Raw genomic sequence first — 23,405 nt, 5'->3', positions numbered from 1 at the left:
GCGTTCACGGCTCGTCGGCGTAGACGTGCACCTGCGAACCGGTGAGCACGAACTGCAGCGCCGTGCCGTCGGCGAATCGCTCGCGGAGCTCTTCGGGGGCACGCTCGGTGACAGCCAGGGCCGCGGTGGCGGGGAAGCCGCCCGCCGAGCAGCCGATCGTCGACATGAACCCCTGCCCGCCTGATTCCAGGACGTAGAGGCACTCGGTCTCGTCGCCTCCGCCGAAGGACTGCGGCATGATCACGACCGTCAGCCCGAGGAAGTCCTCGAACAGTCGCGAACCCTCCGGCGGTTCACCGACGACGTTGCGTGGCCAGTCCTCGACATCGGCCTGCTGCAGCACCGCGACGTGGCCCTGCTGCTGTCCCGCCCACAGAGCGACCGCAGCCCCGACGACCAGCGCGCCGACGACCGCGGCGCTCCACAGCAGCGTCGACCGGCGGCGCCACCAGGCCGGGATCGACGGCTTGGCAGAATCGCCCGCGACGCCGTCGGCAGGTTCCGCGACGCCGTCGGCACGTTCCGTGGCGGGATCGAGAAGCCCGGGGTCTGGCCCGTCGTCCGGCGCCGAAATGGACAGGACAGCGTCCCGCGTCGTCAGCGGGCCGACCGGGGAACGGATGCCGGCCGCCGGTGTCGTGCCGAGGGCGTCCTCGTCCGCCGGGGCCGTCGTGCGCTCGCCGGGCTCCGGTCCCTCGGGGATCCGCCGGTGCGCCTCCTCCTCGAGCTCACGCAGCCGTCGCAGCGCAACGGGGTCGCGGTCGATGTCGGCGTCGCGGCCGTACGCGCGCCGACGCAGCGCGCGCAGCTCGTCATCCGGCTCGTGACTCATCGCCGTCGTCCAGGGCCGGCGCCGGCGCGGGCGACGCGGCGAAGACGCGGACCCGATCGCCGTCGAGAACGAACTGCAGCACGGTGCCGTCGGTGAACCGGTCGCGAAGCTCCTGCGGCGACTGCGCGCCGACGACCGCCGTCGCTGTGGCGGGGAAGGCTCCCGTCCCGCACGCCCCGCCTGCGTAGTACAGATTGTCGCCTCTGCCCGAGAACACCGAGAGGCATTCCATGACGTCGGTCTGGGCGGGCCCCATCTGCTGCGGCTGCGAGATGACCGCCAGGCCGTAGAACGAGTCGAAGCCGCGTGAGCCGTCGGCGCGCGATCCCCCGATCTCGGAGGGCCACTCCATCTCCGCGTCCTCGTGAAGCTCGGCGACGGTGCCGCTGCTCAGCTCCTGCACCGCCAGCGTCAGGCCGACGCCGAGCAGTACGGCGGCGGCGAGGGAGCCCACCCAGAGCAACGGCATCCGTCGTCTCCACCACGGCCGGGCAGGCGTGGAAGCCTCCTCCGAAGGAGGCGAGGGGTTCGCTACCAGGTCGCCGGCTACAGCCACGTCGCCGGGCACAGCCACGCCGTCGGGCTCAGCCGCGTCGAGCTGAGCGGCGTCCGGCGGAGCGGCGAGCGTCGCGGTCCGCCCGGCGACCGGCATGGGCACCGCATGCGCGGAGGCCGCGGGTGCCGTCCCGTGCGCTGCCGACGCCGGCGCTGCGCTGGTGCGGTCTACGACCGGAGCGGTCGCGGCCACCCGGGAGGGGGCATCCGTCCCTGTCGCGGCGGCTACCGGCCCGCTCTCGGGAGCGGCCGCGCTGACTCGCGCTCGCGCCTCGAGCTCACGCAGTCGCGCCATCGCCGCCGGGTCCTCGTGGATGTCGGCGTGGCGACCGTATGCGCGCTCGCGAAGCGCTCGCAGTTCGTCGTCGGGCTGATCGGTCATCGATGCCATCCTGCCCCACGGCGGACCCGACCGGCCCTCACGGCTCAGAGCCAGTGGCGCCGTTTGAAGACGATGTACAGGGTGACCGACGTCGCGGCCATGAGCGCCAGCGCCAGCGGGTAGCCCCACGGCCAGTCGAGCTCCGGCATATACGTGAAGTTCATGCCGTAGATCGTGCCCACCAGGGTCGGCCCGAACAGGATGGCCGCCCAGCCCGAGATCTTCTTCACCTGGTCGTTCTGGCTCAGGGCCGTCTCGGTCTGGCGCTGGGTGACGAGCGTCGCGTTGACCGTGAGCGCGTTGTCGAGGATCACCCGGAACGACGACAGGCGCTCATTGATCCGCAGCGCGTGGTCGAGCACGTCGCGCAGCGAGCGCTGCAGCTCGATGTCGACGCCGTATTTGTCGGCGCCGTGCAGGAGGGACTCGAGCATGCCGGTGAGCGGCTCGGTGGCGCGCTGGAACGAGATCACCTCGGACGAGAGTTCGTAGATGCGCCGGGACAGCCCGCTGTCGGCCTCGCCGAACAGGGCGTCCTCGATCTCGTCGAGGTCGTTCCGCACGCCTTCCGTGACCGGGTGGTACTCGTCGACGACCTCGTCGAGGATCGCGTAGAGCACGGCCTCGGGTCCGCGCGCGAGCAGCTCGGGCTGACCCTCCAGCCGACGGCGCACCCGGGCGAGGTTGGGCGACTCGGCGTGCCGGATCGTGACGACGAAGTCGGGTCCGACGAACACGTGCAGCTCGCCGAACTCCACGGTCTCGGTCTCGTCGATGTAGCGCGCCGGCCGCAGCACCGCGAACAGGATGTCGCCGTAGCGCTCGAGCTTGGCGCGCTGGTGGCCGCTGAGGGCGTCCTCGACCGAGAGCGGATGCAGCGAGAACTCGGCGGCGACTTGCGCGACCTCCTCGGGCGTCGGGCGGAACAGGCCGATCCACGCCATCCCGCCCTGCGCGCGCATGTACTCGAACGTCTGCTCGAGGCTGCCCGGGTTGGTGATCCGCTTGCCGTCCACGTAGACGGCGTTGTCGATGATCGGCATCCGCCCAGTCTGACGGATGCCGCGGCGCCCGCACGGAGCTCGTGACAACATCACCGCCCCGCGGCGCGGTGTCACGACGTGAGGCGTCCCAGCTGCCCGGTCTGCACGAGGATTGCGAATCGATCGGGCACCCCCAGTGCTCCACGATCCTGCCCCCGCGAACGGTCGCGACATCGATCACCGTGAAGTGGACGGGGCGGTCGCTGGGCGCCCCGATGAAGGGACCCGTGTTGGTGCCGGTTCCCTCGGCCCGGATCCAAACGGTCGGTCCGACCTGTGCGATGTCGGCGATCGTGAAGCTCAGGTCGGGCATCGCCGCGTGCACGGTCACGATGCCGCGACACGAGTTCGAATCGCCGACGCCGCGCAGCTGCTCTTCGCGCGAGATGGCTACGGGGCGACGAGCATGGAGGGCATTGCGAAGGAAGCCGGTGTCGGAACACGCACGGTGTACGCGGCATTCGCGGCGAAGCGCGAGATCCTTTCCGCGATCTGCGAGCGCTGGCTTGCGAGGTCGCGCGCCCGAGAGCTCGCCCGCGAGGGGCTCGAAGTGGCAGATCCGATGGAGCGGATTCGCCGCTCGGCTGGTTGGCTCACCACGCTGTATTCGACAGACTTCGACGTCGTCCGGATTCTCGAGTCCGCGCTGGACGAGGACCAGGCGACGCGGGATCTGCTGCACGCCAAGCTCCGCGGCCGCAACCGGGTCATGGACGGGCTGATCGCGTCGCTCGAGTCGCATCTGTCGGTGCCGCTCGAGGAGGCCCAATCGATCTTCCGGGCATACGCGGCTGCGGGGGTCTACGGCGAGCTCGTCGCCCATTCCGGCTGGTCTCCGGCCCGGTTCGAGGAATGGCTGGCTGAGACGCTGACCTTCCAGCTGACCGGACGAAGCCGGGGGGCTTGACGGCTCAGTGCGCGGTGCGCACGCCGACGAGGTCGTGCACGAGCACGGCGGCGGCACGCGCACCCTGGCCCGCGGCGACGATGAGCTGCTGCGGGCCGGGGGCTGCGGCATCCCCCGCGGCATACAGCCCCGGGACGGATGTGCGGCACGAGCGGTCGGTCTCGAGGTTGCCGAACCGGTCGCGCTCGATGTCGATCCCGCCCAGGAAGTCGAGCACCGGGTGCCACTGCGGCCGCACGAATCCGCCGTCGATCTGGATGCGGTCGCCGCCGGCGAGGCGCACCGCGCTGACGGCGCCCCGGTCGCCCTCGAGGTCTTCGATCGGCCGGCGTTCGACGACGATCCCGGATGCCGCGAGCTCGGCCTCTTCGACGGTGTCGACCGCGTCGGACCCGTTCGTGAAGACGGTGAGCCGGTCGGTCCACCGCGCGATCAGGCGGGCGCGTGCCGTGAGATCCGGGGTCTCGCCGATGAGCGCGAGCGCCTTGTCCTGCAGCTCCCACGCGTCGCAGGCGGCGCAGCTGAAGATCGACATGCCGTAGAACGCGCGCAAGCTCGGGATCGGCGGCAACGATTCGCGCAGTCCCGTGGCGATCACGACGGAGCGCGCCGCGATGGCGGGTGGGATGCCGGAGCCCCGGCCCTGCAGTGCCGCGATGAAGCGCCCCCCGTCGCGGGAGTCCTGCTCGAGCAGCGCCGTGACCGAGGTTCGATCGAAGAAGCGGACCGTGGGGTAGGCCGACAGCTCGGCGCGGGCGAGCTTGCGCAGCTCGAGCGGCGACACGCCGTCGCGCGTGAGGAACCCGTGGGACCGCAGGGTCGCGGCGTTGCGCGGACGGCCGGCGTCGACGATCACGACCGATGCCCGTGCCCGCGCCAGGTTGAGCCCGGCGGAGAGCCCCGCCGGCCCGCCCCCGACGATCACGACGTCCACCTCGGTGGCGCCGGCGTCAGCCATGGCCTTCTCCCTGCGGGGGCAGTGCGGCGATGATCGGGTGGTCGGTGGCGAAGACTCCGGACTTGGCCGCACCGCCGGGTGAGCCGATGTCGTCGAAGAACTCGACGTTGGCCTTGTAGTAGTCCTGCCACTCGTCGGGCAGGTCGTCCTCGTAGTAGATCGCCTCGACCGGGCACACCGGCTCGCACGCACCGCAGTCCACGCACTCGTCCGGGTGGATGTACAGCGACCGGTCACCCTCGTAGATGCAGTCCACCGGGCACTCGTCGATGCAGGCGCGGTCCTTGACATCGACGCAGGGAAGGGCGATCACATACGTCACAGGACCAGGGCCCCCGACCGCGAGATCCGCACCTGCTCGTCGCGCGGCACGACCTTGACCCGCTCGCGGGTGTGCTCGTGCGTCGCGCCGAGTCCGCGCTCGTGGGCGTCGAGCGCGAGCCAGCCGTCCCACGTCGTGTACTCGACCTCGCGCTCGTCGAGCAACTGGAGCACGTCGCCATCCACCGTGCGGGCGGGGACGGCTCCGGCCTCGACGTCGGCCACGAGGTGCGCGATCGTCTCCATGGCGTCGGACTTGGTGTGGCCGATGAGGCCCACCGGTCCACGCTTGATCCAGCCGGTGGCATAGAGACCGGGGATCACGCGGGCTTCCGCGTCGCCGGTGCGGGAAGCATTCCGAACCCGTCCCTCGACGTTCGGCACGACGCCCGCGTGCTCGTCGAAGGGCGCGTCGACGACCGGCGTGCCGTAGTACCCGACGGCACGGTACACCTGCTGCACGGCGATCTCGCGGAACTCTCCGGTGCCCCGCACCCCGCTGCCCTCGCCGGTCGGCTCGGTGCGCTCGAAGCGCAGCCCGCTCACCTGAACAGGACCGCCGCGGTCCTCGCCGAGAACCTCGACCGGCGAGTGGTAGAAGTGCAGGTGCAGGCGACGGCCGGCACCGGTCTGCTCGCGCGTGCGCCAGCTGTCGAGGATGCGCAGCATCACCTTGAGCTGGTTGTTCGCGGGCACCACGCCCTCGAGATGGGCGAAGTCCTCGTCGTGCACGACGATGTCGACGTTCGGCACCTCGCCGAGCTCGCGCAGCTCGATCGGCGTGAACTTGATGTCGGCGGGTCCGCGGCGTCCGAAGACGTGGACGTCGGTGACGGCGGATGCCTCGAGCCCGGCCAGCACGTTGTCGGCGATCTCGGTCGAGCGCAGGTCGACGGCGTGCTTGGCGAGCATGCGGGCGACGTCGAGTGCCACGTTGCCGTTGCCGATGACCGCGACCTCGCGCTGGTCCAGGGGCCATTCGGTGGGCACGTCGGGGTGCCCGTCGAACCACGCGACGAAGTCGGCGGCGCCGAACGAGCCGGGCAGGTCGATGCCGGGGATGTCGAGCGCGGCGTCGCGGATCGCGCCGGTCGCGAGGATCACGGCGTCGTAGCGCTCGCGCAGTTCGTCCAGAGCGATGTCGCGACCGACCTCGACGTTGCCGATGAACCGGGTGGTTCCGGCATCCAGCATCTCGTGCAGCGAGTTCACGATGCCCTTGATGCGCGGGTGATCGGGCGCGACGCCGTAGCGGATGAGTCCGTAGGGGGCGGGCAGCGACTCGAACAGGTCGATCGCCACGACACCGCCGGCCGCCTGCACCGCGCCGGTCAGGATGTTGCCGGCGTAGATGCCCGCCGGGCCGGCGCCCACGATCGCGACGCGCAGATTCTGGAGGTTCGACGAGGAGGTCACAGGGTGGCCTTTCGTGTGAGGGGCTCGGCCGTGACGGCGAGCGGGTCGTACGTTTCGGGCTTCAGGGTCGCGAGATCCGCGGGCGCGTAGGGGCTGAGTCGCACGACGTCGCCCACGACCACGACGGCGGGGGAGCGGATGCCGCGTTCGCCGGCCTGCTGCGCGATGGTCGCGAGCGTGCCGATCGTGACGCGCTGGCGCGGCCCGTAGCCGTCCTCGACGACCGCCACCGGGCAGTCGGCGCCGCGCTCGCCGCGGGCCAGGGTGATCGCCGAGTGGGCGAGCGTGCCGACGCCCATGAGCAGCACGACCGTGTGGTCGCGGCCTCCGCCGAGCGCCCGGATCTGGTCGTGGCCGGTCGCGACAGTGAAAGCTGTGGCCACGCCGCGATGGGTGAGCGGGATGCCGGCGATCGCGGGCACCGAGACCGCGCTGGTGATTCCCGGCACGACCTCGACAGCGACTCCCGCTTCCTGGCACGCGGCGAGCTCTTCGCCGCCGCGACCGAAGATGTAGGGGTCGCCGCCCTTGAGGCGCACGACGGTCTTGCCTTCGCCCGCGAGGTGGACGAGAAGCGCGTTGATCGCATCCTGCGGTACGGCGTGGTGGCCGGGGCGCTTGCCCACGTCGACCACCTCGGCCCGCAGCCTCACGCCGTCGGCGGCCAGACCATCGAGCACGGCGCGCGCGCCGAGCCGGTCGGCGACGATCACGTCCGCCGCCTCGAGCGCCCGGAGTCCCTTGACGGTGAGGAGGCCGGCATCGCCCGGCCCCGCTCCGACGAGCCACACCTTGCCGGTGCCTGAGGCTGCGGCATCCGTTCCCGCCGATCCGGATTTCATCGGGCACCTCCGGTGAGGAGCAGGCCCCGGCGCTTGAGCATGCGACGCTCGAGCGGGCCGAAGAAGGCGAGCTCGATCAGGATGCCGATCGCGAGGATCACGATGATCGTGCCGAGCACGCCGGCGAGATCCGCGAGCTCGCGGCTCTGGTCGAGCATGGAGCCGAGGCCGAAGCCGATCGTGCCGCCGGTCGCGATGATCTCGGCGGCCATGAGCGAGCGCCACGAGAACGCCCAGCCCTGCTTGAGGCCTGCGAGATAGCCGGGCAGAGCGGCAGGGAGGATGACGGCGGTCGCGAGCTGCCACCGGGTGGCGCCGAGAACCGTGCCCACGCGCCGCAGCTGGGGCGGCACCTGGTCGATGCCCGCGATCAGGCCGTTCACGATGGAGGGGATCGCCCCCATCAGGATCACGAAGTAGACGGTCGCGTCCGAGAGGCCGAACCAGATGATCGCGGCCGGAACCCACGCGACCGACGGCAGGACCTGCAGGCCCGAGATGATCGGGCCGACCGCGCGTCGGATCGGCCGCACCTCGGCCAGCAGCAGGCCGATCGGCGTTCCGACGACGATCGCGATGAGGAAGCCGACGATGCCGCGCTCGAGGCTCGTGGTGACCGCCTCCTGCAGCCGGCCGGCATCCCACGCGTCGCCGAGCGCGCCGATCACCGCGAGCGGGCCCGGCACGATGTCGGGCCGCGGCTGGGCGATCACGACGTAGAGCTGCCATGCCACGACCAGCAGCACCAGGAAGACGATCGGCGGTACGACGCTCGCGGCGAAGCGGCGCCAGCGGCCGGGTCCCGCCTCGGCGTCGGTCTGGAGGCGGTCGAGACCGGCCTCGAGACGGCGGAGGTCATCGGAGTGACCGGATGCCGCGGCATCCGTCTTCGCGGCGGTCACGGCGTCATCCAGCACGGGCGAGTTGTCACGCGGCATTGCGGCGGATCTCCTTCCGCAGCTGGTCGGTGATCTCGACCGAGAGGGCGGCGACCTCGGGCGACTCGATGCGCCGGCCGGTGGTCTTGGCGATCGTCCACTCCTGCACGATGCGGCCGGGACGGCTGCCCATCAGCACCACGCGCTGCCCGAGGCGTGCTGCCTCGCGGACGTTGTGCGTCACGAACACGATGGTGCGGCCGGTGGCGCGCCAGACCCGCTCGAGCTCCTCGTGCAGCAGATCGCGCGTGATCGCATCCAGCGCGGCGAACGGCTCGTCCATCAGCAGCACGGGGCGATCCTGCGCGAGCGCCCGGGCGAGCGCCACGCGCTGACGCATGCCGCCCGAGAGCTCGTGCGGACGCTTCTCGGCGGCATCGGCCAGATTCACCGCGTCGAGCAGCGTGAGCGCCTTCTCGCGACGCTCGCCGCGCGGCACGCCGCGCAGGCGCAGCGCGAGCTCGACGTTGCGGCGCGCGGTGAGCCACGGCATGAGCGCCGACTCCTGGAACATCACCGCCGACCCGGCCGCGGGGGTCTGGATGCTTCCCGCGCTCGGCCGGTCCAGCCCCGCGATGAGGTTGAGCAGCGTCGACTTGCCGCAGCCGGACGCTCCCAGCAGACACACGAATTCGCCCGGTGCAATGTCGAGCGACACGTCCTCGAGCACGACAGGCCCGGTGCCGAAGCGCTTGGAGACGCCCTCGATGCGCACGGTCGGCGGCGCCGGCGCGGCCGGGACGCGCACCGGCGTGAATCCGTCGAAGCTCGGGCTCAACGGCACACCCGAGACCGGGGCAGCCTGCGCTGCCCCGGTTGCGGGCGTCGGTCGGGATGCCATGTCAGTCCTCGCCGAGCCCACCGGCCGAGACCGTCTCGGCGCCGTCGGACTCGAGCAGCTCGTTGAGAAGGCGCAGGTCGAACAAGCCCTCGATCGAGCCCTCCTTCTGCGTGCCGGCCTGGATGCCGTTCTCGACGAGCGTCTCGAACGTCTCGGCGTGCGGGTCGACCGAGAACGTCACGTGCTCGAGCGCGCGGACGATGACGGCATCCGCGAGCGGCTTGCCGGTCTCGGCCTCGATCGCACCGTTGATCACCGCGGGGGCGTCCTCGGGGTTGTCCGAGATCCACTGCACGGCGGCGCGGTGACCCTCGAGAAGGTCGGCCACGGCGTCGGGATGCTGGTCGAGGAACTCTGCCCGCACGAGCAGCACCGTCGTGGGGAACGCGCCGTCCTCCCACAGCTCCGCCTCGTCGACGAGCACGTGCGCACCGGCGTCCTCGATGAGTCGCGAGACCCACGGTTCGGGCAGCCAGGCGCCGTCGAGCTCGCCCTGCTGGAAGAGCGTCAGTGTCTGGGCGTTGTCGGTCGGGGTGATCTGCACATCGCCGCCACCGGACGTGTCGGTCTCGAAGCCCTGGTCCGCGAGCCACGTGCGCAGCGACACGTCCTGCGTGTTGCCGAGCTGCGGAGTGGCCAGCGTCGTGCCCTCGAGGTCGGCAGGGTCGTCGATGCCCTCGCGCACGACGAGTGCCGCGCCGCCGGTTGCCGCGCCGGCGACGATGCGCGCCGACTCTCCACCGGACTGGATGAAGGTGTTGATCGACGGATTCGGGCCGATGTACGTCGCGTCGATCGCGCCGGCCGAGAGTGCCTCGATCGCGGCCGGCCCCGCGTTGAAGACCTGCGTCGTCACGTCGACGTCGCCGAGCGCCTCTTCGAAGAGGCCCTCCTCGAGGCCCACCAGGGCGGGAGCGTGAGTGACGTTGGCGAAGTAGCCGAGACGCAGCTCGGTGGCGGGCTCCACGGAGCCGCCGGGGTCGGCCGACGCGGAGGCGCAGCCGGCCATCATGACGGCCACGAGTCCCAGGGTGGTGAGTGTCGTCGCAGTGCGGATGTTGTTCACGGTGTCGCCTCCTTCGTCTGAGTGGTGCTGGTCGGGGTGGAGCGGTGCGCCGCGTTCAGCGCACGATGCCGGCGGCGAGCGTCGCGCCGTCGGACGGGTGGATCACGAGGAATGAGCCCCCGTGGCGGCTCGCACGGTAGGGCTCGAGGGGCAGGTCTGCCGCCAGCCGGATCCGCACGCGGCCGATGTCGTTGGTCTGCAGCGTCTGCGCGGGCTCGTGCGTGAGGCTGTCGAGGTCGTAGCGCGACTCGATCTGCGCGACGATCGCCTGCACGGTCGCGGTGCCGTGCTTGACGAGAACCCGGATGCCGGGGGTCAGCGCACGCGCGTCGAGCTGGAACAGCTCGGCGTCGAACTCGCGCTGTGCGGCCGGAAGAGTTCCGGTCGCCACGACGAGCGCGCCGCGGGCGGTGTCGACATCGTCGGCCAGCTCGAGCGACACGGACTGCGGAGCCACTGCCTCGTCCACCTCGGCGCCGGCGGCACGGATGCCGGTCACCGTGGTCGTGATGCCGGAAGGGAAGATCTCGACCGGGTCGCCGACGCGGACGATGCCGCTGGCGATGCGCCCGGCGACCGCGCGGTAGTCGCGCAGGCGCTCCGCCTCCGCGGTGTCGGCGGCGACGTCAGGAGCGAGCCCGCCCTGCGGCCGCAGCACGAGCTGGATCGGCAGGCGCAGCGGCTCGAGCTCGCGGTCGAGGGCGTCGGCGCCGGGCAGCGTCTCGAGCAGCTCGAGCAGCGCCGGCCCGTCGTACCAGGGCGTGCGGTCGGAGCGGTCGACGATGTTGTCGCCCTCGAGCGCTGAGACCGGCAGCACGTGCAGGTCGTCGATGCCCAGCTCGGCCGCGACGGCGTGGGCCTGAGCCGAGACGTCGGCGAAGGCATCCGCCGCGAAGCCGATCAGGTCGATCTTGTTCACCGCGACGATGACGTGCGGCACGCGCAGCAGGGCGACCACCGCGAGGTGCCGCCGGGTCTGCTCGACGACGCCCTTGCGTGCGTCCACGAGGACCACGACCGCATCGGCCGTCGTCGCGCCCGTGACCATGTTGCGGGTGTACTGCACGTGGCCGGGGCAGTCGGCGAGCACGAACGAGCGGGCGCCGGTCGAGAAGTAGCGGTAGGCGACGTCGATCGTGATGCCCTGCTCGCGCTCGGCGCGCAGGCCGTCGGTGAGCAGCGCGAAGTCGAACTCGCCGTGCGCGAAGCCGCGGTCGGCGGAGGTGCGCGCGACCTGCTCGAGCTGGTCGGCGAGGATCGCCTTCGAGTCGTGCAGCAGGCGGCCCACGAGCGTGGACTTGCCGTCGTCGACCGAGCCGGCAGTCGCGAACCGGAACAGCGTCCCGGTCTGGGTCAGGGTCAGGGCCATCAGAAGTACCCGTCCTTCTTGCGGTCCTCCATGGCGGCCTCACTGAGGCGGTCGTCGGCGCGGGTCGCGCCACGCTCGGTGATGGTCGAGACCGCGACCTCGGCCACGATGTCGGCGAGGGATGCGGCATCCGATTCCACCGCTCCGGTGCAGCTCATGTCGCCCACCGTGCGATAGCGGACGGTCCGCACCTCGACGGTCTCGGTCTCGCGCGGCGGCGAGAACGGCCCGACCGGGCGCCACATGCCGTCGCGCTGGTACACCTCGCGCTCGTGGGCGAAGTACAGCGGCGGCAGTGCGATTCCCTCTCGCTCGATGTAGCGCCACACGTCGAGCTCGGTCCAGTTCGAGATCGGGAACGCGCGCACGTGCTGCCCGGGGGTGTGGCGCCCGTTGTACAGGCTCCACAGCTCGGGGCGCTGGTTGCGCGGATCCCATTGCCCGAACTCGTCGCGCAGCGAGATGATGCGCTCCTTGGCACGCGCTTTGTCTTCATCCCGGCGCGCACCGCCGAAGACGGCGTCGTGGCGGCCCGCGGCGATCGCGTCGAGAAGCGGCAGCGTCTGCAGCGGGTTGCGAGTGCCGTCGGCGCGCTCCTGCAGACGGCCGTCGTCGATGTAGTCCTGCACGCGGGCGACTTCGAGACGGATGCCGAGGCGCGCGACGGTCTCGTCGCGGAAGGCCAGCACCTCGGGGAAGTTGTGTCCGGTGTCGACGTGCAGCACCGGGAACGGCACGCGCCCGGGCGCGAACGCCTTGGTGGCCAGGTGCAGCACGACGACGGAGTCCTTGCCGCCCGAGAACAGCAGCACCGGCCGCTCGAACTCGGCGACCACCTCGCGGATGACGTGGATCGCCTCGGCCTCGAGCAGGTCGAGGGTCGACAGCCGCGTTTCGTCTCGCTTCGCTCGCTCGACGACGGGACCCGCGGCCGTTGAGCGGGCGAGGAACGAGCGAGGCGAAACGTCCTGAGTCGTGTCGAGAGTCATACGTGCAGCCCGCATTCGGTCTTCGAGAGCCCGGCCCAGCGGCCGGACCGGGGGTCTTCGCCGGGGGCGACCGGCTTGGTGCACGGCTCGCAGCCGATCGAGGGGTAGCCGTTCGAGACGAGCAGGTTGACCGGCACGTTGTGCTCGCCGGCGTAGTCGAGCAGGTGATCGAAGGTCCAGGCGGCGACGGGGTTGACCTTCACCAGCCCGTTGCGCTCGTCCCACGTGACCAGCGGCGTGTTCGTCCGGGTCGGCGCCTCTTCGCGGCGGACCCCCGTGAACCACACCTCGTAGCCGCCGAGCGCGTCCCTGAGGGGCCCGACCTTGCGGCGCTCGCAGCACAGCGCGGGGTCGCGGTCGTGCAGCTTGGCGCCGAACTCGGCGTCCTGCTGCGCCACGGTCTGCTCGGGCAGCACATCGACGATCCGCACGTCGAGCACGCGGCCCACTTCGTCGCGCGTGTACCGGGTCTCGGCGAAGTGGTAGCCCGTGTCGAGGAACAGCACGTCGACCCCGGGCAGCTGCTCGGCGACCAGGTGCGGCAGCGCGGCGTCGGCCATCGAGCACGCGACGGCCGCGGCATCCGATCCGAAGTTCCGGGCCACCCACGCGACGACCTCGGCGGGGGATGCCTCATGATCGGTCAGGCTGCCGAGCTCGAGGTTGCCCTGCTCGGCGAGGGCCTTGAGCTCTTCGCGCGACCGCTTGACGGTCACGCGGGGCGCGAGTGAGACGGTCACTGGAGGGCCTCCTCTTCGGCGCGGTGGGCCCATTCGGCGAAGGTCTCGTCGGCGGCGACGTCGCGGTCCGCGAGGAAGCGCCGCACGACCCGGTCGACGTAGTCGGCGATGCCGTCGGCGGCGACCTTCAGGCCGCGCACCGTGCGGCCGACGCCGGGGTCCTCGCGGTTCTGCGAAGCGAGCCCGCCGCCGAGGTGCACCTGGTAGCCGGGCACCTGCTCGCCGTCGATCGTGACGAGCTGACCCTTGAGCCCGATGTCGGCCGTCTGGATGCGGGCGCACGAGTTGGGGCATCCGTTCACGTGAAGCGAGATCGGATGCGGCAGCTCGAAGCTCTTCAGGCGCTCTTCGAGGTCGAGCACGGCCGCCGTCGCGTTGACCTTGGTCTCGACGATCGCGAGCTTGCAGAACTCGATGCCGGTGCACGCGATCGTGCCGCGGCGCAGCAGGCTGGGCCGGGCCTGCAGGCCGAGGGCGTCGAGCTCGGCGATGAGCGGCTCGACGTTCTCTTCCGGAACGTCGAGGATCACGAGTTTCTGGTGCGGCGTCGTGCGCAGCCGGGTCGATCCGTGCTTCTCGATCGCCTCGGCCAGCTTCGCGAGGGTCGGTCCCGAGACCCGGCCGACGATCGGGGTGACGCCGATGTAGAAGCGGCCGTCCTTCTGCCGGTGCACGCCGACGTGGTCGCCCTGCGACTTCGGCTTGGGTGCGGCTGGGCCGTCAGGCAGGGCGTAGCCGAGGTACTCGTCCTGCAGCACCTGCCGGAACTTCTCGACGCCCCACTCGGCGAGCAGGAACTTGAGGCGGGCCTTGTTGCGCAGTCGGCGGTAGCCGTAGTCCCGGAAGATCTGCGTGACGCCGTGCCAGGCATCCGCCACCTGATCCGGCCGGACGAACGCGCCCAGGCGCTCGCCGAGGCGCGGGGTAGTCGACAGCGCGCCGCCCACCCACAGGTCGTAGCCGAGACCGAGCTGCGGATGCTCCACCGCGACGAAGGCGACGTCGTTGATCTCGTGCACGACGTCCTGGCTGGGGTGCCCGGTGATGGCCGATTTGAATTTGCGGGGCAGGTTCGCCAGCGTCGGGTCGCCGATGAACCGCTCGCTGATCTCGTCGATCTGCGGCGTCGGGTCGAGCAGCTCGTCGGCGGCGATGCCCGCGACCGGCGAGCCGAGGATGACGCGCGGCACGTCGCCGCACGCCTCGGTCGTGCGCAGGCCGACCGCTTCGAGACGGCGCCAGATCTCGGGGACGTCTTCGACCCGGATCCAGTGCAGCTGGATGTTCTGGCGATCGGTGATGTCGGCGGTGTCGCGCCCGAAGTCGGTCGAGATGCCCGCGATCACACGCAGCTGCTCGGTGGTCAGCTGTCCGCCGTCGATGCGGACCCGCAGCATGAAGTACTCGTCCTCGAGTTCGTGCGGCTCGAGGGTCGCGGTGCGGCCGCCATCGATGCCGGGCTTGCGCTGCGTGTAGAGGCCCCACACGCGGAAGCGGCCGTGCAGATCGGTCGGGTCGATCGAGGCGAAGCCGCCCTTCGAGTAGATCTTCTCGATGCGGTCGCGCACGCTCAGTCCGTCGTCGACCTGCTTCCACTCCTCGTTGCCGTTGAGGGGCGTGGTGCCGTCGATCTTCCACTGGCCGTTGGGCTTGGACGAGGGGCGCGGCGGCCGCGCGGTCGCGCCACCCGGGCGCGTCGTGGCCGCCTCACGCCGCGGGGCGGGGCGGGGTTCGGTGTCGCTGATGGTCACGGTGGCCTCCGGATGACCCGGGCGTCCCCGGGCAGGACCCTATCGAGTCCATTCCGTGAGGCTAGAAGCGGCCACCTGTCTGACCTACCCGAGTGTCAAGGTGCGTTAACCGAGGTAACGCGGCGTCACACAGTTGCGACCAGCGGCGGTTGCTGGACGGCGTCCGAGAAATCCGGGGGTGGCCGCGTCAGCCGACACTGTTCCGTAACCGGTGGGCGATTCCAGATAGCGCTCGATACCGGTCGATCACGAGGTCGACCAGGCCTGCCGCGGGTTCGTCGTCGTCCAGCAGCGGCCGGGCGACGGGCGCCCCGCCGGCGAGGCGGGTCGCGAGGTCGTGGAAGTAGCCGGGCGCCAGCAGATAGTTCGCGACGACCACCCGCTCTGCCTGGGCTGCTGCCTGGGTGACCGCGACGTCGAGCCTCGGGTCGGCGGCCGCGAGGAAGCCGACGTCGACCCGCCGGCCGAGTCGTGCGCCCAGCATCCGTCCCACTTCCCGGCAGTCCTCGTTCGCGCGGTCGTCGCTCGAACCGGCGACCGCAAGCACGACAGCGTCATCGGGTGCGACCACGAGGGGCTCGAGCCGGGCGACCAACGCGTCGACGAGCCGCGGATCCGGACCCATCGCCGGCGCGATCGCGACGCCTTCACGCCCCGCGGTCTGCTTCTTCAGGTCGACGCGCACGTGGTACCCCGCCGACAGCAGCAGCGGCACGATCACAACGGGCTGGCCCAAAGGCAGGGCGTCGAGGGATGCCGCGACATCAGGCTGCTGCACATCCACATGCCCCAGTCGCACCGTGACGTCCGGCAGCCGCCGCGCGACAGCATCCACCAGTGCCGACACCGCCGCCTGCCCTTCGGCGGATGACGTGCCGTGCGAGATGGCAAGGAGGGCGGGCGTCGAAGTCACGCGCCCCATTGTGCCCGCCTCGTGTGGCGCGCGCGTTACGCGCCGCTCCCCGCACGCCGCTCCCCGGGCTCGGTGTCGGGTGAGTTTGAGGTTGAGAAACCACGCGGAGGTTGAGAAACCGCGAATCACGCGGTTTCTCAACCTCCATATGGTTTCTCAACCCCCAACCGGCGGTCGCCCCGGGCCGGGAAGGGACGGGACGGATGCCGCGGGTCAGGCGGCGCCGGCCTCCCGGCCTCGAGCGAACCCGGCGTCGAAGCCGCGCTCGTACGCGCCCTGCGCGTCGCGCTCGGCGCGGTCGTGGCGGTGGTGCGGGAAGCCGTGACCGCCGTGGGGGCCGTGGCCGTGGCATCCGTCACCGTGGGCATGCCCGGAGAACGGCTCGTCGCCGCGCTCGGCGGGCTGGCCCGGGCGACCGGGGGCGAAGCCGCGGTGGCGGTTCGGTCCCCAGCCGAAGCGGATCTCGGGGTTGAACGGCCGGCCGAAGCCCGGACCGCCGGGGAAGCCGCGGCCGAAGCCGGGACCGGGGCCGAACCCGTGGCCGAAGCCCTCGTTCTCGTCCCAGCCGAGCTCGCGGGCCATCGCCTCGAGTGAGCTCATGGTGGTGGCGAACGCGTCGGCGCCGACGGCGTCGACCAGGCGGGAGCGGATGCCGTCGACGATGCCGCCGATGCGCTCCTTCTCGGCGCGGCCGGCCTCGGTCAAGGTCCAGGTGCCGTCGCCGGCCTCTTCGACCCAGCCGCGGTCCTCGAGGGTCCGCAGGCGCTTGCCCTTGCGGGCGAGGCGCTCGCTGAGCCCGGGGGCGTCGACGTCGCCCGAGAGCACGTTGAGGATCATCCATTCGCGACGCGAGATGCCCTCGGCATCGAGCGCCTGGGCGAACTCTCGCGTCAGCAGTGCGTCGACGGCGCGCAGCCAGTAGCCGAGCGGTCGCTTGTCGGTGGGGAGGTGGTCGTTCTCGTTGTCTTCGTTCTCGGTGTTCATGACAAGTCCTTTCTGAGGCGGCGCGGAGGGCCGCCGGAGTTACATGTCGAAGTGCATGTACATGCAGTGTGACATGGAATCTGGATGCATGTCAACTCGCATGTAAATTGGAGCCATGCCCTCTCGCCCCGATGACCCCGCCGACGCCATCGCCGCCGCCCTGGCGCGTTTGAGAGGGCGCCGGATGCCGCGGCCACCGTGGAGCGAAGGCGTCATCCCGCCCGTGGACCCGGGGTTCGGCGGTCCCCACGGAGCCGGTCGCCACGGCGGTCCGCACGGTCATGGTCCGCACGGCGGGGGGCAGGGCGTCCCGCCGTGGGGCAGGGGGCACGGCGGCCCGCCCTGGGGAGCCCCGCGCATCGGCGGCCCGGCACGCATGAGGCTGCTCGAGGCGCTGGCGGCGGCATCCCACCCCCTCTCGGTGGGCGAGATCGCCGAAGCGGTCGGTGTCGACCAGCCGCGCGCCTCGCGACTCGTGCAGCAGTCGGTCGATCTCGACCTGGTGCGGCGCGAGGCGGACCCCGACGATGCGCGGCGCACGCGTGTGGCACTGACGGATGCCGGGGCCCGCCTGGTACGCGGGTTCCGGGGGGAGCGGCGCGAGGCGATCGACGCGGCGCTCGCCGCGTTCACCGACGACGAGCGCGCGGAGCTGGCCAGGTTGCTGACGAAGCTTGCAGATTCCTGGCCGCAGCGGTAGCCCCTATGGACGGGGTTGCTCGCTGGATACCGTGAACGGGTGACCGACGACGAATCACCTCCGTCCGAGACACACGAGACCACCGGCTCGACACCGGTGGCCCCGGCACTGCCGCCCGCCAGTCCTGCGGTGCAGCCTGCGCCGGGGCCCGGCATCCAGCGCTGGGTCTTCTGGCCCGCGGCCGCCGTCGTGCTTGCGTTCAGCGCCTTCGCGATCTTCGCGCCCCGGGCTGCGGAGGCGATGTTCGCCGCGATCCAGTCGACGATCGTCAACGCCTTCAACTGGTACTACGTCCTCATCGCGGCGTTCTTCGTGGCTTTCGCCCTCGTCATGGGGTTCTCGCGGTTCGGCGACATCAAGCTCGGTCGTGACGTCGACAAGCCCGAGTTCTCGGTCGGTGCATGGTTCTCGCTGCTGTTCGCGGCGGGCATGGGCATCGGCCTCGTCTTCTACGGGGTCAGCGAACCCCTGAGCCACTTCGTCGACCCCCGGCCGGGCGTCGAGGGCACGCCCGAGCAGCTCGCGCAGCAGGCGCTGACCCAGACGTACCTGCACTGGGGCGTGCAGGCATGGTCGATCTACGTCGTGGTCGGACTGGGCCTGGCCTACGCCATCCACCGTCGCGGCCGGCCGATCTCCATCCGGTGGACTCTCGAACCCGTCCTCGGGCGCAAGCGCGTCGAGGGTCCGTGGGGCCATGCGATCGACATCGTTGCGCTCGCGGGCACACTCTTCGGCGTGGCCACGTCGCTCGGCCTCGGTGTCCTGCAGATCAGCTCCGGACTGGAATCGGCCGGGCTCGGTGAACCGAGCGTGGGCATGCAGGTCGTCATCATCGGCGTCATCACGCTCTTCGTGCTGCTGTCGGTGCTGTCGGGCGTCACCAAGGGCATGAAGTGGCTCTCGTCGGCGAACCTCATCCTGGCCGGCCTGCTGCTGGCGTACATCCTGGTGTTCGGCCAGACCGAGTTCCTGCTGCGCGAATGGGTCCAGTCGATCGGTGGCTACATCCAGAACTACGTGGGCCTGTCGTTCACGGTGAGTGCGTTCCAAGGCGCCGAGGGCGAGGCCTGGCAGGCCGCGTGGACATCGTTCTACTGGGGCTGGTGGATCTCGTGGTCACCGTTCGTCGGCATCTTCATCGCACGCATCTCACGGGGGCGGACCGTTCGCGAGTTCGTCCTCGGCGTCATCATCGTGCCGACGATGCTCGGCATCCTGTGGTTCGCGGTGCTCGGCGGCTCGGCCCTGTACCTCGAGCTGAACGACCCCGGTTCGATGACGCTGCCCGATGGCACGGTCGACCTCGAGGGCTCGATCTTCCAGCTGCTGAGTCACTTTCCGGGCAGCGCCGTGCTGACGATCGGAGTGATCATCCTGATCGCGATCTTCTTCGTCACCTCGTCCGACTCCGGCGCGCTCGTCATGGGCATGATCGCGACCGGCGGCAATCAGGAGCCGGCGAAATGGGTCCGAACGTTCTTCACGCTCGTGACGGCGGTGCTCGCGACCGCGCTGCTGCTGACCGGCGGACTCACCGCACTGCAGACGGCGGCGATCACGATCGCACTGCCGTTCAGCGTCGTCATGCTGCTGATGTGCTGGTCGACCGTCGTGGCGTTCCGGCGTGAGCGGCGCGCGTACGAGCACGCGCGCCGCGACGCATTCGTGGAGCGCATCGGCGATTACTACGGGCTCGAGGTCGAGGAGCCGGATCAGCGGGGCGTGAAGTGGCCGCAGCTGCCGCGCTGGCTGCGGCATCCGCGCTGACCGACCTCCCGGCTCGGCTCGGGTGTCGTGAACTGTCGGTTCGGCGTGGGGCTCGCGGCGTGTCGTGACGCCTGAAGTGGTGGCCGGCGCGGTCAGGCCGACAGCTTCTCCTGAGATGCGCGCACCGGCAGCAGCAGCAGCAAGCCGACCAGCAGCACCAGCACGATCCCGAGGATGCCGTAGTACGCCTCCCCGGAGATGGCGACGAACAGGGCGAACATCGTCGGTGCGAGGAACGAGACGGCACGGCCGGTGGTGGCGTACAGCCCGAACACCTCGCCCTCGCGTCCCGGCGGGATGATGCGGGCGAGGAACGTGCGGGACGCCGACTGGGCGGGACCGACGAAGAGGCAGAGCGCAAGCCCGGCAGTCCAGAACACGATCTGCCCGCCGTCGTGGAGGAAGAAGACGAGCAGCCCCGAGATCACGAGCCCGATGAGCGCCGCGACGATCACCGGCTTCGCTCCGAGCCTGTCGTCGAGGGCGCCGACGGCGATCGTCGATACTCCGGCGACCACATTCGCGGCGATCGCGAAGATGATGACCTCGCCTGCCGAGAAGCCGAAGACGGATGCCGCGAGCACGCCGCCGAAGGTGAAGACGCCCGCGAGCCCGTCGCGGAAGACGGCGCTGGCGAGCAGGAACCACAGCGTGGGCCGGCTCTCGCGCCACAGTCGTGCGATATCCCGGCCGAGACGGCGATAGGACGCGAAGAATCCGACCTTCTCCCGCTTCACTCCGGCACCGCGATACTCGGGCACCGTGAACAGGACCGGGAGGGCGAACAGACCGAACCACAAGGCGGAGACGACCATCGCGAGTCGGACCGGCCACCCGTCGTCCTCGGGAACGCCGAACAGGCCCTGGATGAAGCCGAAGTACACGACGAGCAGCAGAACGATGCCGCCGACGTATCCCATGCCCCAGCCGAAGCCGCTGACCCGGCCGATCGAGCGCGGTGTCGACACCTGCGACAGCATGGCGTTGTAGTTGACGCCGGCGAACTCGAAGAACACGTTTCCCGCCGCGACCAGGAGCAGCCCGAGCCACAGGTAGCCGGGGTCGGGGGCGACGAACACCATCGCGGCGGTCAGGCCGACGACGATGTAGGTGTTGACGGCGAGCCACAGCTTGCGCCTGCCCGATGTGTCGGAGCGCTGCCCGGTGATCGGAGCGAGCAGGGCGATGAGCAGGCCCGCGCCAGCGAGCGCCCATCCCAGCTGCGCCTCGACGGCTCCGGCGGGCCCGAAGCTCGAACTGGTCAGGTACACAGTGAACACGAAGGTGGTCACGACGGCGTTGAACGCGGCGGATCCCCAGTCCCACAGACCCCATGCCAGCACCGCGCGCCGGCTCGTGCTGGCCGGTGCGGCCGGGTCGATCGCGGCGGCCAGTGCGTCGGTGGGCGTCACGGGCGAGAATCGGGGCGCGTCGGCCGGCGGACGAGACTCGGGCGAACTCATGTCGGTCACGGTATGACCCTTCGGTGAACGGCGGGTGCCGCCGGTGGCGCGCGCCGCCCCATCGCGACGCTCGGCCAGGCTACCCGGCCGCGGGGAGGCAATGGCGACCTGAGTCCTCGTGCGCGCCGGACCGACCGCACGCCAGAATGGGGCCAACGTCGTCTGTCGGAGAGGCCCGATGCCTGCAGCCCCTCGCGTGCGCTCAGCGCTCTCGTACTCGCTCGATCGCGCGCTTGTGGTCATTGCGATGGTGTGCGGTGCGCTGACGATCACCGAGATCGCGCTGTTCCCGTTCGATCGCTCGGACCGCGTGCTGCTGTGGAGCGTGGTGGTCATCTTCGTGATCTACGTCGTGGCCGGTCTCATCGCGTGGAAGCGGCGCCCGAGCAACGGGATGGGGGCCTTGATCCTCATGGCGGGCATGACCGTGTATGTCGGCAGTATCGCCAACACCGGCGTTCCCCTCCTGGAGGCCATCGGCGCGATCGGCGCCACCCTCGTCATTCCCGCCGTGGCCCACTTGCTGCTCGCTTTTCCGGTCGGCCGGCTTCCCGACCGCACGTCGCGCGTGCTGGTCGCGGCGGTGTACGCGACGGCACTCGTGCTGCAGGCGCCGAAGTATCTGCTCAATCCGGACGGCCCCTATCCGCCTTTCGCGATCGCGGACCTTCCTGAGGCGGCGGCGTTCCTCGGGCTGCTGCAGACGATCGCCGGCACCTCGATCCTCGTGCTGATCGCCGGAGTCCTGTGGGGACGGCTTCGCCGAGCGGATGTCGCGCATCGGCGTGTTCTGATCCCGCTCTTCTCGTACGGCATCTTCACCGTGCTCTTCATGCCGCTGATCGCGATCGCGCTCGATCGCGTGTTCCACATCGATCCGGACGTGCGCGCGTTCCTGCAGTTCGCGGCGATCGGAGGCATCCCGATCGCCTTCGTCCTCGGCATGCTGCGCGGAGGGTTCGCGCGCACCGCCGAGCTGGAGGAGCTGGGGACCTGGCTGGGTGCCGCCGACACCGGCGTGGACTCCCTCACCACCGCGCTCGCCCGCACGCTGGGCGACCCTTCGCTGCGGCTGTACATCGGCGCGACGTCAGAGGACCCGTCCGCCCTGCACCGCTTCGCACCGTATGCCGACACCCGTCCCGAGTCCTTGCACCGCAGAAGCGAGCCGATCGAACTGGAAGGCCGCACGATCGGCCACATCGAGTACGACGCGGCGCTCGTGACCGACCGGGAGCTCGTGCAGACGGCGGGACGGATCGTGGCGCTCGCGGCCGAGCGACAGAGACTCACCACCGAACTCCTCGCGAGCCAGCGGGCGCTCGTGCGCTCGCGTGAACGCATCGTCGAGGCCGCGGATCTCGAGCGTCGCCGCATCGCGCGCGACCTTCACGACGGCCTGCAGGTGAAGCTGGTGCTCCTCGCGCTCGAGGCTCAGCAGATGGCGACGGCGACCCCGGCGACGGTCGGTCCGCGCGCCACGCGCCTTCGTCAGGACATCGACGCGGCAGCCGCAGAGGTCCGGACCCTCGTACGCGATCTCGTCCCGGCGGCGCTCATCGAGCGCGGTCTGGCGGCGGCGGCGGAGGATCTCTCAGATCGGATGCCGATCTCGACCGAGTTCGAGTCGCACGTGGGCGACGCGATCGGCGACCTCGTGCAGACGACCACGTACTTCGTCCTCGCGGAAGCGCTCGCGAACGTGGTCAAGCACGCGGGAGCGTCTGTCGCGCGGGTCCGTCTGGTGCAGCGCGACGGCTGGCTGCGCCTCGACGTTGAGGACGACGGCGCCGGGGGAGCATCGCTCGAGGGCGGAACCGGGCTGCGGGGCCTCGCCGACCGCGTCGAGGCCATCGGAGGCCGCCTGTCGATTTCGAGTCCACGAGGAAAGGGGACCCACGTATGGGCGGAACTGCCGTGCGCGTCGTCATAGCCGAGGACGAGGCGCTGATCCGCCGAGGCCTCCAGCTCGTTCTGCAGGAAGGGGGCTACGACGTGGTTGCCGCGGTGGGGGACGCGCAGGAGATGAGGGATGCCGTGACCGACGAGGCCCCCGGACTCGTCGTCACCGACATCCGGATGCCGCCCACGCACACCGACGAGGGTCTGGTCGCCGCCTTGCGCATCCGCCGTGAGCACCCAGGGATCGCCGTGGTGGTCCTGTCGCAGCACGTGCAGCGCCGCTACGCCAAGGACCTCCTGGCGGAGGGGACAGGCCGTGTCGGCTACCTCTTGAAGCAGCGCATCGCCGACGTCGAGACCTTTCTCGCCGACCTGGCCCGCGTGGCCGACGGGGGGACGGCACTGGATCCTGACGTCGTGTCGGTGATGCTGGGCAAGGCGCGTCACTCCGAGGCGGCCGTGAGCAGTCTCACCCCGCGTCAGCAGGAGGTGCTGTCGCTCGTCGCCGAGGGGCGCAGCAACGCGAGCATCGCCGCCAAGCTCTTCCTCACGGAGAAAGCCGTCGTGCAGCACGTATCGCGCATCTACGACGCGCTCGGGCTTCCGCTCGCCGCAGACACCCACCGCCGGGTGCAGGCGGTCATCCGGTACCTGAACCGCGAGTGAGGCATCCGCTCTCCTGCACCGCGCACGAAAGAGGCGCCCGCCTGCCGGCGGACGCCT

General features: G+C 70.7%; 22 protein-coding genes and 1 pseudogene. 5 read left to right on the top strand and 18 right to left on the bottom strand.

Annotated elements, in window-relative coordinates; all coding sequences use genetic code 11:
• Nucleotides 1–4: 4 nt before the first annotated feature.
• The 4 genes and pseudogenes from ACLKM7_RS05640 to ACLKM7_RS05625 all read right to left on the bottom strand — a co-directional run.
• Entirely contained in the window at nucleotides 5–832 is an 828-nt protein-coding gene (locus ACLKM7_RS05640; protein ID WP_436446185.1) for a hypothetical protein, read from the bottom strand.
• Nucleotides 813–1,769 carry a hypothetical protein gene (locus ACLKM7_RS05635; RefSeq protein ID WP_436446184.1) on the bottom strand — a complete coding sequence of 319 codons (957 nt, stop codon included), beginning with the start codon at nucleotides 1,767–1,769 and terminating at the stop codon, nucleotides 813–815. Before ACLKM7_RS05635 ends, ACLKM7_RS05640 begins: the two co-directional genes overlap by 20 nt.
• A 44-nt stretch (nucleotides 1,770–1,813) precedes the next feature.
• On the bottom strand, nucleotides 1,814–2,812 hold the full coding sequence (locus tag ACLKM7_RS05630) for a magnesium and cobalt transport protein CorA (protein WP_436446183.1): 999 nt from the start codon (nucleotides 2,810–2,812) through the stop codon (nucleotides 1,814–1,816).
• A gap of 187 nt (nucleotides 2,813–2,999) precedes the next feature.
• Nucleotides 3,000–3,125 (bottom strand): annotated as a pseudogene (locus tag ACLKM7_RS05625) (ester cyclase); the annotation flags it as partial.
• 6 nt (nucleotides 3,126–3,131) lie between these two features.
• On the opposite strand from ACLKM7_RS05625, the gene ACLKM7_RS05620 reads away from it, so the two are divergent.
• A complete protein-coding gene (locus ACLKM7_RS05620) occupies nucleotides 3,132–3,719 on the top strand; it encodes a TetR/AcrR family transcriptional regulator (protein ID WP_436446182.1) in 588 nt (195 codons plus the stop codon).
• Between the two features lie 4 nt (nucleotides 3,720–3,723).
• Here the strand turns inward: ACLKM7_RS05620 and ACLKM7_RS05615 are convergent, their stop codons facing one another.
• The 13 genes from ACLKM7_RS05615 to ACLKM7_RS05555 all read right to left on the bottom strand — a co-directional run bounded on the left by ACLKM7_RS05615 (nucleotide 3,724) and on the right by ACLKM7_RS05555 (nucleotide 16,847).
• On the bottom strand, nucleotides 3,724–4,677 hold the full coding sequence (locus ACLKM7_RS05615; protein WP_436446181.1) for an NAD(P)/FAD-dependent oxidoreductase: 954 nt from the start codon (nucleotides 4,675–4,677) through the stop codon (nucleotides 3,724–3,726).
• Nucleotides 4,670–4,999, bottom strand: a complete 330-nt coding sequence (gene fdxA, locus ACLKM7_RS05610; RefSeq protein WP_436446180.1) for a ferredoxin — start codon at nucleotides 4,997–4,999, stop codon at nucleotides 4,670–4,672. Before fdxA ends, ACLKM7_RS05615 begins: the two co-directional genes overlap by 8 nt.
• Entirely contained in the window at nucleotides 4,996–6,414 is a 1,419-nt protein-coding gene (locus tag ACLKM7_RS05605; RefSeq protein ID WP_436446179.1) for an FAD-dependent oxidoreductase, read from the bottom strand. Before ACLKM7_RS05605 ends, fdxA begins: the two co-directional genes overlap by 4 nt.
• On the bottom strand, nucleotides 6,411–7,256 hold the full coding sequence (cobA, locus tag ACLKM7_RS05600) for a uroporphyrinogen-III C-methyltransferase (protein ID WP_436446178.1): 846 nt from the start codon (nucleotides 7,254–7,256) through the stop codon (nucleotides 6,411–6,413). Before cobA ends, ACLKM7_RS05605 begins: the two co-directional genes overlap by 4 nt.
• On the bottom strand, nucleotides 7,253–8,194 hold the full coding sequence (locus ACLKM7_RS05595) for an ABC transporter permease (protein ID WP_436446177.1): 942 nt from the start codon (nucleotides 8,192–8,194) through the stop codon (nucleotides 7,253–7,255). The genes cobA and ACLKM7_RS05595 overlap by 4 nt, the downstream gene beginning before the upstream one ends.
• Nucleotides 8,184–9,035, bottom strand: a complete 852-nt coding sequence (locus ACLKM7_RS05590) for an ABC transporter ATP-binding protein (RefSeq protein WP_436446176.1) — start codon at nucleotides 9,033–9,035, stop codon at nucleotides 8,184–8,186. Before ACLKM7_RS05590 ends, ACLKM7_RS05595 begins: the two co-directional genes overlap by 11 nt.
• Before the next feature lies 1 nt (nucleotide 9,036).
• Nucleotides 9,037–10,101 (bottom strand): ABC transporter substrate-binding protein, encoded by a 1,065-nt coding sequence (locus ACLKM7_RS05585; protein WP_436446175.1) that lies wholly within the window; start codon nucleotides 10,099–10,101, stop codon nucleotides 9,037–9,039.
• Nucleotides 10,102–10,156: 55 nt separating this feature from the next.
• Nucleotides 10,157–11,470, bottom strand: a complete 1,314-nt coding sequence (locus ACLKM7_RS05580) for a sulfate adenylyltransferase subunit 1 (RefSeq protein WP_436446174.1) — start codon at nucleotides 11,468–11,470, stop codon at nucleotides 10,157–10,159.
• A complete protein-coding gene (cysD, locus tag ACLKM7_RS05575) occupies nucleotides 11,470–12,459 on the bottom strand; it encodes a sulfate adenylyltransferase subunit CysD (protein ID WP_436446173.1) in 990 nt (329 codons plus the stop codon). Before cysD ends, ACLKM7_RS05580 begins: the two co-directional genes overlap by 1 nt.
• Complete coding sequence (locus ACLKM7_RS05570; protein WP_436446172.1) at nucleotides 12,456–13,199, bottom strand: phosphoadenylyl-sulfate reductase; 744 nt, start codon at nucleotides 13,197–13,199, stop codon at nucleotides 12,456–12,458. Before ACLKM7_RS05570 ends, cysD begins: the two co-directional genes overlap by 4 nt.
• Nucleotides 13,196–14,950, bottom strand: coding sequence for a nitrite/sulfite reductase (locus ACLKM7_RS05565; RefSeq protein WP_436446170.1), 1,755 nt, complete (start codon nucleotides 14,948–14,950; stop codon nucleotides 13,196–13,198). The genes ACLKM7_RS05570 and ACLKM7_RS05565 overlap by 4 nt, the downstream gene beginning before the upstream one ends.
• A 187-nt stretch (nucleotides 14,951–15,137) precedes the next feature.
• Complete coding sequence (locus ACLKM7_RS05560) at nucleotides 15,138–15,872, bottom strand: sirohydrochlorin chelatase (protein WP_436446169.1); 735 nt, start codon at nucleotides 15,870–15,872, stop codon at nucleotides 15,138–15,140.
• A gap of 204 nt (nucleotides 15,873–16,076) precedes the next feature.
• Nucleotides 16,077–16,847 (bottom strand): MarR family winged helix-turn-helix transcriptional regulator, encoded by a 771-nt coding sequence (locus ACLKM7_RS05555; protein ID WP_436446168.1) that lies wholly within the window; start codon nucleotides 16,845–16,847, stop codon nucleotides 16,077–16,079.
• Between the two features lie 115 nt (nucleotides 16,848–16,962).
• On the opposite strand from ACLKM7_RS05555, the gene ACLKM7_RS05550 reads away from it, so the two are divergent.
• Both ACLKM7_RS05550 and ACLKM7_RS05545 read left to right on the top strand, forming a co-directional pair.
• Nucleotides 16,963–17,547 (top strand): MarR family winged helix-turn-helix transcriptional regulator, encoded by a 585-nt coding sequence (locus ACLKM7_RS05550; RefSeq protein ID WP_436446167.1) that lies wholly within the window; start codon nucleotides 16,963–16,965, stop codon nucleotides 17,545–17,547.
• Nucleotides 17,548–17,655: 108 nt separating this feature from the next.
• Nucleotides 17,656–19,317: a BCCT family transporter gene (locus ACLKM7_RS05545; RefSeq protein WP_436446463.1), complete on the top strand. Its 1,662-nt coding sequence runs from the start codon at nucleotides 17,656–17,658 to the stop codon at nucleotides 19,315–19,317.
• A 92-nt stretch (nucleotides 19,318–19,409) separates the two neighbouring features.
• On the opposite strand, the gene ACLKM7_RS05540 is transcribed toward ACLKM7_RS05545, so the two are convergent.
• The gene (locus tag ACLKM7_RS05540; RefSeq protein ID WP_436446166.1) at nucleotides 19,410–20,789 is read right to left on the bottom strand and encodes an MFS transporter; all 1,380 of its coding nucleotides are present in this window, start codon (nucleotides 20,787–20,789) and stop codon (nucleotides 19,410–19,412) included.
• A 169-nt stretch (nucleotides 20,790–20,958) separates the two neighbouring features.
• Between ACLKM7_RS05540 and ACLKM7_RS05535 the strand changes: the two genes are divergently transcribed.
• A complete protein-coding gene (locus ACLKM7_RS05535; RefSeq protein ID WP_436446165.1) occupies nucleotides 20,959–22,713 on the top strand; it encodes a sensor histidine kinase in 1,755 nt (584 codons plus the stop codon).
• Nucleotides 22,683–23,348, top strand: coding sequence for a response regulator (locus tag ACLKM7_RS05530; RefSeq protein WP_436446164.1), 666 nt, complete (start codon nucleotides 22,683–22,685; stop codon nucleotides 23,346–23,348). The genes ACLKM7_RS05535 and ACLKM7_RS05530 overlap by 31 nt, the downstream gene beginning before the upstream one ends.
• Nucleotides 23,349–23,405 lie beyond the last annotated feature (57 nt).

It is taken from the genome of Microbacterium sp. I2 (genome assembly GCF_051364985.1).
GTDB lineage: Bacteria > Actinomycetota > Actinomycetes > Actinomycetales > Microbacteriaceae > Microbacterium.
Note: the sequence above shows the minus strand (reverse complement) of the source record. Positions and strands in the feature narration are given on the sequence as shown.